9 protein-coding genes are annotated in these 14,575 nt (G+C 67.7%); 2 read left to right on the forward strand and 7 right to left on the reverse strand.

The features are described 5' to 3' along the window. Positions 1 to 20: 20 nt before the first annotated feature. A complete protein-coding gene (gene cphA, locus ACE3P6_RS05765) occupies positions 21 to 2,825 on the reverse strand; it encodes a cyanophycin synthetase (protein WP_374392566.1) in 2,805 nt (934 codons plus the stop codon). Positions 2,826 to 2,855: 30 nt separating this feature from the next. Further along, the gene (locus ACE3P6_RS05770) at positions 2,856 to 3,713 is read right to left on the reverse strand and encodes a cyanophycinase (protein ID WP_374392568.1); all 858 of its coding nucleotides are present in this window, start codon (positions 3,711 to 3,713) and stop codon (positions 2,856 to 2,858) included. A 510-nt stretch (positions 3,714 to 4,223) separates the two neighbouring features. Here ACE3P6_RS05770 and ACE3P6_RS05775 point away from each other — a divergent pair. Beyond that, positions 4,224 to 5,669, forward strand: coding sequence for an aldehyde dehydrogenase family protein (locus ACE3P6_RS05775; protein WP_374392570.1), 1,446 nt, complete (start codon positions 4,224 to 4,226; stop codon positions 5,667 to 5,669). Between the two features lie 143 nt (positions 5,670 to 5,812). Then, complete coding sequence (locus tag ACE3P6_RS05780) at positions 5,813 to 7,789, forward strand: FAD-dependent oxidoreductase (protein WP_374392573.1); 1,977 nt, start codon at positions 5,813 to 5,815, stop codon at positions 7,787 to 7,789. A 180-nt stretch (positions 7,790 to 7,969) separates the two neighbouring features. Here the strand turns inward: ACE3P6_RS05780 and ACE3P6_RS05785 are convergent, their stop codons facing one another. The 5 genes from ACE3P6_RS05785 to ACE3P6_RS05805 form a co-directional block, all read right to left on the reverse strand. Beyond that, entirely contained in the window at positions 7,970 to 9,019 is a 1,050-nt protein-coding gene (locus ACE3P6_RS05785) for a serine protease (RefSeq protein ID WP_374392576.1), read from the reverse strand. 2 nt (positions 9,020 to 9,021) lie between these two features. Further along, positions 9,022 to 10,977: a caspase family protein gene (locus ACE3P6_RS05790; protein ID WP_374392578.1), complete on the reverse strand. Its 1,956-nt coding sequence runs from the start codon at positions 10,975 to 10,977 to the stop codon at positions 9,022 to 9,024. Between the two features lie 95 nt (positions 10,978 to 11,072). Next, positions 11,073 to 12,512: a patatin-like phospholipase family protein gene (locus ACE3P6_RS05795; RefSeq protein WP_374392582.1), complete on the reverse strand. Its 1,440-nt coding sequence runs from the start codon at positions 12,510 to 12,512 to the stop codon at positions 11,073 to 11,075. Between the two features lie 15 nt (positions 12,513 to 12,527). Beyond that, a complete protein-coding gene (locus ACE3P6_RS05800) occupies positions 12,528 to 13,889 on the reverse strand; it encodes an ATP-binding protein (protein ID WP_374392585.1) in 1,362 nt (453 codons plus the stop codon). Continuing rightward, positions 13,886 to 14,575: a response regulator transcription factor gene (locus ACE3P6_RS05805; protein WP_374392589.1), complete on the reverse strand. Its 690-nt coding sequence runs from the start codon at positions 14,573 to 14,575 to the stop codon at positions 13,886 to 13,888. The genes ACE3P6_RS05800 and ACE3P6_RS05805 overlap by 4 nt, the downstream gene beginning before the upstream one ends.

A 14,575-nucleotide genomic window follows, 5' to 3' on the forward strand; every position in this document is an offset into this window, starting at 1 on the left:
CGCGCCAAGGCCTGCCTCTGTCAGTCGGATTGTTCGACTTCGACGCGCGCCAGCCTCACGCCGCGTTCGTCGCGGATGAGCTGGTCGCCGACAGAGAGCAACTCCTCGAACCCGGCGGGTTGCGGTTCGGGCCGCTTTGGCTTGGCCGACAACAGGGCCTCGCGTTCCGCCTTCTGGAAATAGATGATCTGCTTCCAGGACCGCGCGAGTTCATCCGCCAGGATGACGAGAAGATCGTTCGGCTGCGCGCTGGACAGGGCGAGGTCGATCGCCTCCATCTCGCTTGGCACCAGCGTGATCTGGTCGGCAGGCACGCCCGCCTTCAAGAGTTCATCGCGGAGCATCTGCGGCACTTCCATCTCGCCGCGCCCGCGCCGGTCGTCGTCGGGCTTGAGGAAGTAGTGGTCGAAATGGCCGGCAAGTTCCCGCGCCGAGGCGAGGATATCCTCGTCGCGCCGGTCGCCCGGCATGGCCGCCACCACCAGACGCCGCCCCTTCACGTCCAGCCGGTCGGCAAGGCCCGCCATCGCGGCGATGGCCGCCGAATTGTGGCCGTAGTCGAGGATGACCTTGAACGGATGTTCGTCATAGACGTTGGTCCGGCCCGGCACCTGGAAGAAGGAGGTGTCGAAGGTCCGCAATCCGTGGCGGATGTTGTCGAGGTCAAGGCCGAAGGCATGCGCCATAGCACAGGCGAACATCGCGTTCTGGACGTTGTAGAGCGCCTTGCCTTCCAGCGTGGCCGGGATGAGATGCGACCAGAGCACGGGCATGTGCAGCCCGTTGGCATAGATCGTGATCATGTCGCCGTTCATCGCCTTTTCCAGAACCACCGCGCGCCCACCGGCGCGGATGTGTTCCTTGACCAGCGGGTGATCCGAATTCGTCGTCACATAGCAGATGTGCGCGGCGTGGCAGAAATCCGCCATGCGCAGGCACAGGAGGTCATCGGCATTCAGCACCACCGTGTCGGTCGCGGTTTCGACCACCACGCGCTTGACGACGGCAAGCTCCTCCAGCGTGTTGATCCCGCCCATGCCGAGATGGTCCGACGTGACGTTGAGGCAGGCAGCGACATCGCAGCGCTGATAGCCAAGGCCCGCGCGGACCAGCCCGCCACGCGCCGTCTCCATCACCGCGAAATCGACCGAAGGGTCGCGCAGCACCATCTGCGCCGAGGCGGGCCCCGTCATGTCGCCCTTCACGGTCAGCTTGCCATCGACATAGACCCCGTCGGTCGAGGTCAGCCCGGCAATCTTGCCGGAAGACTTCATGATATGGGCCATCATGCGCGAGGTGGTCGTCTTGCCGTTGGTGCCGGTGATCGCGGCGATGGGGATGCGCGACTGCGTGCCCTTCGGGAAGAGCATGTCCATCACCTTGCCGGCGACATCGCGGGGCTTGCCCTCGGAGGGGGCGACATGCATGCGAAAGCCTGGTGCTGCGTTCACCTCGACGATGGCGCCACCGATATCCTTGTAGCTTGAGGTGATGTCGGAGGTCAGGAAGTCCACCCCACCGACATCGAGGCCGACGGCCTTGATCGTCCGCTCCGCCATGTCCTTGTTGTCGGGATGGCAGACATCGGTCATGTCGATGGCCGTGCCGCCAGTCGACAGGTTGGCGGTCGAGCGCAGGAAGAAGGTCTCGCCCTTCGGCAGCACGGTGTCCGCGCTATGGCCGGCATCGGCCATCAACCGCTCTGCCTGGCTGTCCAGTTCAAGGTTGGTCAGCACCTTTTCGTGGCCGATGCCGCGGCGGGGATCGCTGTTCACGATGTCGATCAGCTGGGCGATGGTGTGCTTGCCGTCGCCGATCACATGGCCGGGCACGCGCTTGGCCACGGCGACCAGCTCGCCGTTGACCACCAGCATGCGGTGATCCATCCCGGTGATGAACTGTTCGACCAGGATGCCCCGGCTTTTCGACTGGGCCTTGGCCTCGTGGAACGCCGTCTCGATCGCCGCGTCGTCGGTGAGGTTGATCGAGACGCCGCGCCCGTGGTTGCCATCAAGCGGCTTGACGACGACCGGATAGCCGATCCGCCGCGCCGCCCGCACCGCCTCGCGCGGCGAATAGACAAGACGCTGTTGGGGCACCGGCAGGCCCAGGTCGTTCAGCATGTTGTGGGTGTCTTCCTTGTCGCAGGAAATCTCGACCGCAATATGCTTGGTCTGGCTGGTGATCGTCGCCTGGATACGCTGCTGGAACTTGCCGTGGCCGAACTGCACAAGCGAATTGTTGTTGAGCCGGAGCCACGGGATATCCCGCTCTTCCGCCGCCTTGACAAGCGACGCGGTCGACGGCCCGAACTCGCGCCGCTGCGCCGAGAGGACAAAGTCCTTCAGCTCGGCGGGAAAATCGAACTCCGGGTCGAACTCGTATCCTGTCTGCGCCTTCAGGCTCTCTGGCAGGGTATGCATCAACAGGCGGATCGCAAGATTGCCCGCATCAAGCCCGACATCGCGCTGGCGATATTCGTAGACGAGGTTGTACTGCCCCGGAACACCGGTCGAGCGGGTCCGGCCAAAGGTCACGTCCGATCCCGCAACGCCCTGGATTTCAAGCGCGACATGTTCGGCAACATGGCCAAGCCACGTCCCCTCACCCTCGCGCAGGCGGCGGATGAAGCCGCCGGGCTCGCGGTAGGAACAGCCATGTTCGCGCAGGCCCGGCAGCGCCTCGACCAGCGCCTCGATCCAGGACTCGCCGATACGGGCCGACGGCCAGTCCTCCAGGACGCCAAGGTCGATGACATGGCGGATGACGGGAAAACTCGCCCAGACGTTCGGGCCGACAAAGACATTCGTTGAAACGATCTTCATTGCGCTTCCCCCCTGTTGTCGGCTTACTTTTCAGCCAACTCTTGATTTACCGTCCGGCAGCGAGCAGAACGCCGCGTGTTGATCCGGCGGATAGGCGTGACGGCCGACCAGATCGTACCGGCACCCTTCGCCAAGCACATGGACCTTCAGCCCCAGCAGCGTCAGCGCCTGCCCCGGCGACGCATCCCACATCGACGAATAGGTCAGGCCCGAGGCATCGACCACCGTGACGGTGCCCGACCCGACGACCTCGAACACGCCATCCGGCCCGATGAAGGCTGCCGTGTCCTCGTCCATGCCAAGACCGATGAGGAAGGGATTGTAGGATGATGCCGTCAGGAGGCGCCCAAGCCGGTTCCGTTCGGTGAAATGCTGGTCGATGATCACGGCATTGGTCAGTCCGAGGCCCGGCGCCAGACTGACGGAGCCGACGACCGGCGCCGAATTGCTTTCCCCGCCGGCGATCATGTGTTCCGACATGATCGAGGCCCCGGCGGATGTTCCCGCGACGGGCACACCGGCGGCATTGCGACGGCGGATCTTCTGCGCGATGCCGGTGCCGCCGAGGATGGTCGACAACCGAAGCTGGTTGCCGCCCGTCAGGAAGATGCCGGTAGCGCTGTCGAGCATGTCGACATAGCGCGGGTTGTCGCAATCGGCGCGCTTGGTGATCGGCAGGAAATCCACCGCCGAGGCGCCGAGGCCCTGGAAAATGCGCTTGTAGTCGGCGCCCGTGGTCTCCAGCTCGGATGCGGTCGGGATGACGACGATGTCGGCGCTTTTTCCGCCAGCAAGATCGACGAAGCGGCGGTGGATCTGGCGTTCCTTGACGCGATCCTCGCCGCCGCCGATCGGGATGATAAAGCCGCGGGATGCTTCGTCAGGCAATGGTGCAGGGCACATTTCGTGGGGCGACTCTAGTGTGTGGCCAAAAGGCGTGTGGCATTTCCCCCCAAGGCGCACGACCGATTCATTCGCATCGCGCGCCTCCCCCCGATTTCCCCGCAGTCTGGCGAAGCAATTGATTTGCCGCAAGCAGTTTGCTGCATCTGGCCGCTGTGGACCCGTTCCACCACCTACCTCCGCAGCACACCGCGCTGCGCGCAAGGCACCCGGGAGAGGAGGTTCGGCCGATCCGGGCGCGGATCGCGCGGGCCGGTGGCGATGAGGTCGCGGGATGCTTTCCGCCGAAGCGCCGGACCCGCATGTCCGCCCTCAGCCGCTGGTGGAAGGCCAATCGCCCACCTGATCGCGTTCCTTCCGGGGTCATCCGGCATCAGACGGCCTCTTCCGGCCTGATCGGCAGCATTCCGGGTTGATCAACAACACCACGCTGCCCTTGCCGGACGGCGCGGCACCTGTCAGAATATGATCAAATTCCACTCGGGGGGGCCAGCCATGATCACGAAGCGTGAATTCTACATCGACGGTCAATGGGTCGCGCCGCTGGAGGCGCGGGACTGTGCGGTGATCGACCCCTCGACCGAAGAGGTCTGCGCGGTGATCTCGCTGGGGTCCGAGGCCGATACCGACCGGGCGGTGGCGGCGGCGAAGGCGGCGTTTCCGGGCTGGGCGGCGACCGATCCCTTGGAGCGCCGCAAAGCCGTGGAAGGCATCCTTGAGCAGTACCTCCTGCGCAAGGAAGAGATGGCGCGGGCGATCAGCCTGGAGATGGGCGCACCCATCGACATGGCGCGGGACAGCCAGGCCGAATGCCTGCCCTGGCACCTGAGGAATTTCCTGACGGCCTTCGATCATGTCGAATGGATCAGGCCGCTTGGCCCCCATGCCCCGGATACGAAGATCGCGCTGGAGCCGATTGGCGTCGTGGGCCTGATCACGCCCTGGAACTGGCCGATGAACCAAGTGACGCTGAAGGTGATCCCGGCGCTGCTGGCCGGTTGCACTTGTGTGCTGAAACCGTCGGAGGAATCCCCCCTTTCTTCCATGCTCTTTGCAGAATTCTGCCATGACGCGGGCGTACCGCCGGGCGTGTTCAACCTGGTGAACGGCGACGGGCTGGGGGTCGGCACGCGGCTGTCCAGCCACCCGGATGTCGAGATGATCAGCTTCACCGGCAGCACGCGGGCCGGGCGGGCGATTTCCAAGGCCGCGGCCGAGACGCTGAAGCGGGTCACGCTGGAACTGGGCGGCAAGGGGGCGAACCTGGTCTTCGCCGATGCCGATGCCAAGGCGGTGGAACGCGGGGTGCGGCATCTGATGAACAACTCCGGCCAGTCCTGCAATGCGCCGAGCCGGATGCTGGTGGAGCGGGGCTTCTACGACCGGGCGGTGGAGATTGCGGCGGAGGTGGCGTCGTCGATCAAGGTCGGCCCCGCCAGCGAGCCGGGCAGGCATATCGGGCCGGTGGTGAACCAGCGGCAGTGGGATCAGATCCAGGGCCATATCCAGACCGGCATCGACGAGGGCGCGCGGCTGGTGGCGGGGGGCCTTGGGTTGCCGGAGGGGATGAACAAGGGCTTCTATGTCCGCCCGACGGTGTTCGCCGATGTGGTGCCGGGGATGACCATCGAGCGCGAGGAAATCTTCGGGCCGGTGCTGTGCATGATCCCCTTCGACTCGGAAGCCGAGGCGGTGCGGATCGCCAATGACACGCCCTACGGGCTCACCAACTATGTCCAGTCGCAGGACGGCGCGCGGCGGAACCGGCTGGCGAGGGCGTTGCGGGCGGGGATGGTGGAGATGAATGGCAAGTCGCGCGGGGCCGGTGCGCCGTTCGGGGGCGTGAAGGCCTCGGGTCGTGCGCGGGAAGGTGGCGCCTGGGGGATCGAGGAGTTCCTGGAGGTCAAGGCGATCTCGGGCTGGGACGTGGCGGCGGAGTAGGGGCGGCACGGCCGGGAAGGGGGCCAAAACTCTTCGAAGAGTTTTGCAATTTTCTTCGAAGAAAATTGGGCCTCGCAGAACCCGCGCGAGAAACTTGACACCTGTGTCGATTCCTGTTGGCATGGCGGCGAACGGAGGCAGCCATGACCCAGCACCCACGCCTGATGTCCCCCCTGAAACTGCGCGACCAGACATTGCGGAACCGCATCGTCTTTGGCGCGCATACCAACAACATGTCCGACCAGGGCATGCCCGGTCCCCGCTTCGGGAAATACCTGCTGGAACGTGCGCTGGGGGGCGCAGCGATGGTGGTGGCCGAACCGGTGCCGGTGCATCGGACCGGGGTGCTGACCCGGGGCAACATCCTGCATTCCGACGACCGGGTGATCCCGGCCTATCGCACCATCACCGACGAGGTGAAGGATGCCGGCGCGGTGATCATCCAGCAGCTTTACCACATCGGCGCGCATGGCGATTCCGACCTGAGCTTCGCGCCGCACTGGTCGCCCTCGGGCGGGCCGTCCTACCACGACTCGGACGGTAGCCACGCGATGACGGGGGCGGAGGTCGAGGAGCTGTTGCAGGCCCATGTCGCGGCGGCGATCCGGGCCAAGGCGGCGGGGTTCCAGGGGGTGGAGGTCTGGGGGGCCTATCACTCGCTGATCGACCAGTTCTGGACGCCCTGGTCGAACCACCGGACGGACCAGTGGGGCGGGTCGCTGGAGGGCCGGACGCGGTTCTCGCGCGAGTTGATTGAGCGGGTGCGGCGGGCTTGCGGCGAGGAGTTCATCGTCGGGCTCGCGGTCAGCTATTCGACGGCCTATGAGGTGACCTTGGGGGCCGAGGCCTTGTGCGAAATCCTGGAGCTGCATGACCGGACGGGTCATGTGGACTATGTGACGGTCGGGGCCGGGTCCTATCTGGAATTCGAGGCGATCATCCCGCCGTTCACCCATGCCGAGAAGCTGACGACTCCGTTGACGCAAGCCCTGAAGGGGGTGCTGAAACATGCGGTGGTGACGTCCGAGGCCGGGGTGCGGACGCCGGAGAATGGCGAGGCGATCATCGCCTCGGGGCTGGCCGATCTGGTGTCGATCGTGCGGGGGCAGATCGCCGACCCGCATCTGGCGCGGAAGGTGGCCGAGGGGCGGGCGGAGGATGTCCGGGGCTGCATCTCCTGCAACCAGATGTGCTGGGGGCGGCGGTCGCGGGATTACTGGATTTCCTGCCTGATCAACCCGTCTGCGGGGCGGGAGTTCGAGTGGGGCGGGGACCGGTTCGTGGCCTCTCCGGCGCCGAAGGACGTGCTGGTGGTGGGGGCGGGTCCGGCGGGGCTGGAGGCCGCGCGGGTCGCGGCGGAGCGGGGGCATCGGGTGGAGGTGGTCGAGGCGCTGCCGGTGGTGGGCGGGCAGTTCCGGCTGGCGGGGATGCAGCCGCGGCGGGGGCAGATCCTGGAGTTGATGGACTGGTACGAGCGGCAGTTCGGGAGGCTGGGGGTCAGGCTGCGGCTGAACACGTTCCTCGACGAGCAGGAGATTGCGGATCACCCGGCGGAGGTCGTGGTGGTGGCGACGGGGTCGCTGCCGGACGAGACCGGGTTCCAGCGCTGGGTCCCGCAGGAGGCCTCGCTGCCGGGGATCGAGGCGGGGGGCGTGTGGTCCCCGGAAGCCGTGCTGCGGCGCGAGGCGCGGCTGGGGGATGCGGTGGTGGTCTATGACGAGGGCTCGAACTGGCGCGGGGTCGGGACGGCCTGGGCTTTGGCCGAGCAGGGCAAGCGCGTGACCATCGTCACGCCGGAGGCCTTCGTCGGGAAAGAGATCGCGCGGACGGCTGCCGATGGTGTGGTGCGGCGGCGGCTGGGCGCGCTGGGGGTGCGGATGCTGGCGGAGCACCGGCTGGTGCGCTGGCATGGCAACGGGGTGACGGTGCGGTCGTTCCTGACCGGCGAGGAAGAGGTGATTCCGGCCTCGGGGCTGGTGATGGCGACGACGAACCGGGCCTTCGATCTGTTGCCGGAGACGATGCCGGGGAAGGTGATGCACCGGATCGGCGATTGCACGGCGCCGAGGCTGGCGGCCTATGCGTTCCATGAGGGGCGGAAGCTGGGGTTGGGGATTTGAGGCGGCGGCTCGTCCGGCGCGTCGTGCCGGGCGAGCGGGTGCCTAGGGCTGATGAGCCTTTGCAAGAAGCGCGGTCGAGGCAAGATCGAGTGCGCTTTCTCTGGGTTAAGCCAAAGAATTTTCTAGAAAATTCTTAAGATGCCAGCCGGGCACGCCATTCCCGACAAGGCACATTCTGTTCTAGGGATTCGCCTCGATGGTCTGGTTCAGCCACGGCACGAATTTCGAGATGTTGGTATAGGCCGAGAAGAGCGCGGTTTCCTCGCAGCCCTGGCCGGCGCTGGCGGAGAGGCCCCAGCTGACGATGCCGGCCTGGATGTAGCCGCCGCCTTCCACCGGCACGACCAGCGGGCCGCCGGAATCGCCGTTGCACGAGGTCTTGCCGCCCTCGAAGGTGCCGGAGCAGATCATGTTCTCGCTGACCGGGTTCGGGGCCTTGGCCATAAGCTCGTCCCAGATCGCATAGGCGTCGGGCTCGGCCACACCGAGGGTCTGGACGGCATAGCCGAAGCCGTTCGCCGCGTCCTCGGCCTTGGCTTCCAGCATGGCGGTGTTGCAGAGGTCGCGGTCGAGGACCTGGATTTCGGCCTGGCGCAGGTCGGGCGAGGGGGTGGCGCCTTCGGTCAGGCCCCAGCCGGTGACGATGGTGGTGACGCCCTGCTTGTTCAGAAGGTCGCCGTATTCGGCATCCGGGACCTCGATGGTCTGGTAGGGCACCTGCGGCGCGCGGGAGAGCTTGATCAGCGCGATGTCGAAATCGAACTGGGTGCCGGAGTAGGAGGGGTGGCGGAAGACAGCCTCGACCGGGATCAGGTCGCCCTGGCCGGGGGCGAGAGTGTTGGTGCCGACAAGGACGGCGACGTCTTCGGGTTTGAGATCGGCGAAGCTGCCGTCCGCCTGCGGCATGTGCACGCAATGGGCGGCGGTCAGGACCCAGCGGTCCATCACCATGCTGCCGCCGCAGAATTGCGCATCGGTGCTGACGGGCGCGCCGCCGACGAGGAGGGCGACCTGCCAGGGCCAGGCGCCGGGGGCGGCAAGCTCGCCGCCGATGACCTTGGCCCCGGCCTCTCCGGCATGTCTGGCGCGTTCGGCCTTGGCGCCGGATTTGGCGTAGAGATAGGGCGAGGCGGTGGTTTCGCCGGCCTTGGGGAAGGCCGTGTCTTCCGCCAGCGACGGGGCGGCGAGGAGGCCAAGGACAGCGGCGGCGCGGAGGAGGCGGAGGGGCATCGTCAGTTCTCCATCGGTGCGGGGGTGGCCCCCGGGGTCAGGTGCAGGACCTGGCGCAGCATCGTCAGCGGCGCGGGTTTCAGTGTAAAGCCCCGGCTTTGCGCGTCCGGGTCCATCCGGGCCTCCAGCCAGAGCGTCATCGGGTCGGAGGCCCCGGCATAGGCGCGGGTGCCTTGCAGGGGGGCAAGGCGGGTCAGGTCGACGCGGGGGGTGTCGGCTGCGGCGGGGACGGCGAGAGCCCAGATTTCTTCAAGCCCCGCCGTGCTGCCGGGTTCGATCATGAGGCCGACGCGGGTGGATTCGCCGGGGGCGAGGCGGTTCGACAGGTTCTGCGCCGGGAAGATCGGCTGCACCCGGAAATCGGCGGTGAAGTAGAGGACCGAGACGTCCTGCGCGGTGCCGGAGGTGTTGGTCAGGGTGAGCCAGATCTGGTCGCAGGGGGAGACGGCGGTTGCGGGGTCGAAGGGGGTTTCCGGGCCGGGCTTGGCGCAGTCGGCCCCGGCGGGGCGGCGGTCGATGGTCATGGCAAGGGGGGCCTTGCCGGTGAGGCTGCGGCCGGTGGCCCCGGCGAGGACCTTGCGGAGCGCGAGGCCGTGGGCGGCCAGATCGAGCGTGCGGGCAACGGCTTGCGCAGGGGTCTCGCCCGGTTCGGGGCGGATGCGGGGGGTGGAGCCGGGGCCTTGAGGGTCGAGGGTGCCGTCGGCTTGCGCAAGGGCGATGGTGCCGTCGGTGAGGATGGGGACGAGGTCGGGGTTGGGGCCGGGGGGCTGGAGGGCTTCGGTCCAGGCGGCGTAGTCATGGGCGTCGGCGGGGTCGGCGAGGACCGGGGCGGCGAGGATCAGCGGGGCTGGAGGCGGGGCGGCGGTGAGTTCGGCCCATTGCGCGGTTTCGGGGGGCGGGGCGGAGAAGGTGGCCTCGCGGGCGGTGACTTTGGTCAGGGTCAGAGTGGCGAGCGGGTCGCCTCCGGCGGGGGTGGCGTAGAGGGTGAGTTCGGCGCCTTCGCTCAGGCCTTCGAGGAGACCGGCGGTGAGTTTGCCGTCCTTCAGGGGGAAGCGGTCGGTGGTTCTACCGGTGCCGAAGACTTGCGCGGAAAGGAGCGGACCTTCGCCGTCGGGCATCTGGCGAGCGGGGCCTTGCACCATCGCCTCGGTGGTGGCGGCGAGGACCTGTGCCCAGCTGGCTTCGGGGGCCTCGCGCAGGGTTTGTGCAAGGCGGAGGGTGAATTCGCCGTGCCAGCTGCCATCCGCCATCGGATATTCGAAAGAGCGCTGGTCGGATTGCGAGGAGTAGAGGAAGACGAAGTCCCCGGAGAGTGGCGGGGCGGGGGTGCCTGCGACGGGGGTGATGTCGTCGGGGATGCCGAGTTGCGCCTCGTCGATCACCCGGGGGACGCCCTGCCCGCCGATCGCGCGGAAACCAGTGGCGGAGTGGCAGGCGTCGATCAGGCCGATCACCTGCACGCCCTTGTCGAGCGCCGTCTGGGCCCAGGCTTGCAGGTCGTCGTCGACGAGGGCGTTCTCGACGGCTCCGATGGCGCCTTTCCAGCCGGTCGCGTCGGCGGGCAGGAGAAGCTCGTCATAGCCGCCGCCCTCGTCACCGGACAGGTCGGGGGCCTGCGCGCCGTGGCCGGAGAAGGTGAAGACGACGGTATCGCCTTTGGCGGAGGCTTCGGTGGCGGCGGCGAGGGCGGCGAGGATGGCGTCGTGGGTGGGTTGGCCGGTGGTCGTGCCCTCGGGCAGGCCGGTGGGGTCGGAGGTGAGGACGGTGATCCGGGCGGGAACGACGCCGCGGGCGATCAGGGTTTCAGCCATCAGGCGGGCGTCGTTGGCGGGGCCTTTCAGGTCGGCGTCGAGGGTGAGGTAGTCGGAGACGCCCACCACCACGGCGCGGATTTCGGCATGGGCGGGCGGGGCCAGGAGGGCCAGAGTCAGGGTGAGTGTGGGAAAGCCCGTGCGCATGATGGCGGCAGGATACTGCCGGTTCGGCATGGGGCAAGTGGGGCCCAAGCGAGTGACGGAATTTGTCATCGGGCGGGGGCTGGCGGGTCGGTCGATCAGTTCAGCGGCGTGACCCGGCGGCCTCCGGCGGCGATGCCGGTCTGGATGCGGGTGTCGATGTCGTTGCCGGTCAGCGAGGCGAGGAGGCCGTTGAATTCGGGCGAGAGGCGGGTGGCCATGCGACCGGCCTCGATCACCATGTCGACCTGATCGGTCGGCAGTTTCAGGCGGGTGGGCACGGCATCAAGCTTGTCGCGCATGTCGGTGGGCAGCGCGGCGAAGCTGGCCTCGCCCACCAGAAGCTTCACGTCCTTGCAGTCCCAGCCCTCGGTCGTACCGCGCAGGCGGCGGACTTCGGAGAGGGGAAGGGCGCAGCGCCATTCGATGAGTTCGCTTTCCCACAGCCGCATCTCGCCGCGCATGGAATCGTAGCCGGAGCGCGAGGCGGCGGACATGGCGGAGGTGGCAATGGACATGGCGAGGTTGACGCCACCCGGCCCGGCAACCTTCTGCGTCCAGTCGTAGTCCTTTTCCACCCCGGCATTGGCGACGAGGAAGAGCATGCGCTTCAGCTTCACCGCCTCTTCCGGGGTGAGCGGCGCATAGGGTTGCTGGGCGCGGGCGCGTTCGACGGCCAGACCGGTGGTGCCGAAGTTGTCAGTGATGCCGCCATCGAGGAGTTTGACGAACTTCACTTCCTCGGGCCGGGTGTAGCTTTCCAGCGCGCGGGCATGGGCGCGCATCGCGGCGGTGGCTTCGGGGTTGTAGCGGGCGGCGGTCAGCCAGTCCGGCTCGCGGTAGGTGCATTCGCCCTGGTGGGCTTCCAGCACGATGGGGGTGAAGGCCAACGGGAAGGCGGCGGAGGCGGCGACGGCTTCGGAAAGCTTGACCTTGGAGAGATCGGAGCAGAGCGCGTCGAAGGTTTCGGGCGAGAAGAGGAAGGGTGTGTTGTTCGCCATGTCGGTGGCGTTGATCCAGGTCTTGATATGCGAGTGGCGGCGGAGGTCGGCGAAGGTGGCGCCGTGGAAGAGGGTGTCGTCGAGGTAGCGCCCGAAGGTGTCGCGCCCGTTGACCCCGCCGGAGATGCCCTTGACGATGGTCAGGGGATTCAACGCCGAGGTGGTCATGTAGGCTTCGGCATTGGTGATCAGGTAGCGTTCGCGGAAGCCGGTCAGGCCTTCGGGGCCGTAGAGGCCAAGCTGCGCCGCCATCACCGAGCCGCCGGAGACGCCGGAGACGAGGCGGACCTGGTCGAGAAGGCCGTTTGGCGTGCCGGTCTCCACCCCGGCGGCGCGGAGTTCCTGGAGCATCCCATAGGCAAAGGCGGTGGCGCGCATGCCCCCGCCGGAGAAGGCGAGGCCGATGTAGACCTCGCCGTCGCCTGCGGTGAGGGGTTCGACGAGGGCAGCGTTCTCACCCTGCAGGGGCTGGTTCTGCGGCTGGTTCCAGGGGGCGCAGCTTAGGAGGAACAGGAAGGGAAGGAGGGCGCGGCGCATCTGGGGTCCTGGGGTTCAGTCCGATTGCTGCAGCCTTGGCCAGCGGATTTCAAGCGCGAAACCCTTCGGCGTCTCGGGGAGGGTGAGGCGGGCGCCGTGGCGGGCGGCGATGGCGCGGACGAGGGCGAGGCCGAGGCCGTGGCCGGGGGTGCTGCGGTCGCGCTCGGCGCGGGTGAAGCGGTCGAAGGCTTCGGGTTTGAGGGCGTCGGGCAGGCCCGGCCCGGTATCGGCGACGCGCATCAGGATGCGGTCGGCGTCGGGGGTGACGGTCAGGGTCAGGCGGTCGTCGGGGGCGCAGTATTTGATGGCGTTGTCGAGGAGGTTCGACAGGACCTGCGCGATCAGGTTGCGGTCGCCGAGGATCTGCAGGTCGGGGGTGATCTGCGCTTCGGTTTGCAGGCCCTTGTCCTCGGCGAGGGCGTCGTAGAGGTCCCAGACTTCAGCGGCCACGGTGGAGAGGTCGACGGGGACAAGGCCGCCGCCGGTGCCCTGGTCGGCCTCGGCGCGGCTGATGTCGAGGAGCGAGTCGAACATGCGGATGGCCTGGCGCATCTCGGCCTTGAGGTCGGCGGTGAGGTCGGGTTGGCCTTCGATCTTCGACAGCTTCTGCAGCATCCGGTTCAGGGGGGTGCGGAGTTCGTGGGCGATGGTGTCGGAGAGGCGATGCGTGGCGCGGTTCAGGTTCTGGATGCGGTCGAGCATCGCGTGGACATGGGTTTCGAGGAGGCCGAATTCGTCGTCGGAGCGGTCTCCCGGCAAGCGGGCGTCCAGTTGACCTTCGGCCACGCGGTCGGCGAGGGCGTTGATGCGGTTGATGCGGGCCATGACCGAGCGGGCGGCGAGGCCTCCGACCACGCCGCCAGCGACGAGAAGCGCGCCGAGGAGGCCGAGCATTCCCCGGCGCAGGGCGGCGAGGGTGTCGTCGACCGGGGCGAGGCTGCGGGCGACGAGGAGGGGGAAGCCGCCGGGCAGGGTGCGGGCGACGGCAAGCCAGCGGGTCGTGCCTTCGGTGAAGGTGGTGGCGTTGTCGCTGGTGTAGCCTTCGCCTGCGGGGGCGAGGTTGGCGGGCCAGTCTTGCCGGGTTCCGGCGAGGGTTGTGCCGGTCCGGTCCATCAGAAGCAGCATCTCGTCGCCGGTGGCGGCGGTGGCGCGGTAGTCGATTGCTTGCCGCAGCGCGATGATCCGGCGCTGGTCGTAGAGGGCGGCGAGGCCGTCGAGGTCGGCGGCGAGGAGGCTGCGTTGGGCGGCCATCAGGCGGGATTCGACAAGCCGGTATTGCAGGGCCATCGCGCCGAGGGAGAGGATGGTCACGGCCAGCGCCATCGCCGCGGCAAGGCGCAGGGTGGCGCGGGCGGCGATAGGTTTCGCCGTGGTCACGCCGGGGCCGGGAGGGGGGCGAAGATGTAGCCCTCGCCCCGCGCGGTCTGGATCGCCTGCGATCCGGCTTCCTCCAGCTTGCGGCGCAGGCGACCGACATGGACGTCGACCACATTGGTGCCGGGGTCGAAATGCAGGTTCCAGACGTTTTCCAGAAGCTGCATCCGGGTGACGACCTGGCCTGCGTTGCGGGCGAAATAGGTGATCAGCTCGAATTCCTTGGGGCTGACGGCGACATGGGCGCGCTTCACATGGACAGTGCGGGCCTTCATGCGGATTTCCAGGTCACCGAAGGCCAGAAGGTCGTTGTCGAGGACCTGGATCGTGCCCCTTCTGAGCAAGGCACGGAGGCGGGCGCGAAGTTCCTCGGGCTCGAAGGGTTTCGGCAGGTAGTCGTCGGCACCCTTTTCCAGCCCTTCGACCCGGTTCGCGGCCCGGCCGAGGGCCGAGAGGATCAGGATCAGCGCGGTCGATCCCCCGGCGCGGATGCGGGCCATGGCGTCCACCCCGTCGCCGCCGGGAAGCATGCGGTCGAGGACGATGACGTTGTAGCGGCTGGAGGTGGCGGCCTCGATCCCGGCGTCCAGCGTGTCGCGGTGGTCGGTGGCGCAGCCAAGCGCCTCGGCCTCGGCGCGGACGGCGGCGGCGGTCTCGGGGTCGTCCTCGATGATCAGGATGCGGTCCAT

Origin of the sequence: Tabrizicola sp. (genome assembly GCF_041911175.1) — a bacterium.
In the GTDB taxonomy this organism is placed as follows: Bacteria; Pseudomonadota; Alphaproteobacteria; order Rhodobacterales; family Rhodobacteraceae; genus Tabrizicola.

Bases quoted from the DNA above. Each gene is read 5' to 3' on its own strand.
- ACE3P6_RS05790 (WP_374392578.1), bottom strand. From the start codon at position 10,977: ATGCGCACGGGCTTTCCCACACTCACCCTGACTCTGGCCCTCCTGGCC.
- ACE3P6_RS05775 (WP_374392570.1), top strand. From the start codon at position 4,224: ATGATCACGAAGCGTGAATTCTACATCGACGGTCAATGGGTCGCGCCG.
- ACE3P6_RS05785 (WP_374392576.1), bottom strand. From the start codon at position 9,019: ATGCCCCTCCGCCTCCTCCGCGCCGCCGCTGTCCTTGGCCTCCTCGCC.
- ACE3P6_RS05795 (WP_374392582.1), bottom strand. From the start codon at position 12,512: ATGCGCCGCGCCCTCCTTCCCTTCCTGTTCCTCCTAAGCTGCGCCCCC.
- cphA (WP_374392566.1), bottom strand. From the start codon at position 2,825: ATGAAGATCGTTTCAACGAATGTCTTTGTCGGCCCGAACGTCTGGGCG.
- ACE3P6_RS05805 (WP_374392589.1), bottom strand. From the start codon at position 14,575: ATGGACCGCATCCTGATCATCGAGGACGACCCCGAGACCGCCGCCGCC.
- ACE3P6_RS05780 (WP_374392573.1), top strand. From the start codon at position 5,813: ATGACCCAGCACCCACGCCTGATGTCCCCCCTGAAACTGCGCGACCAG.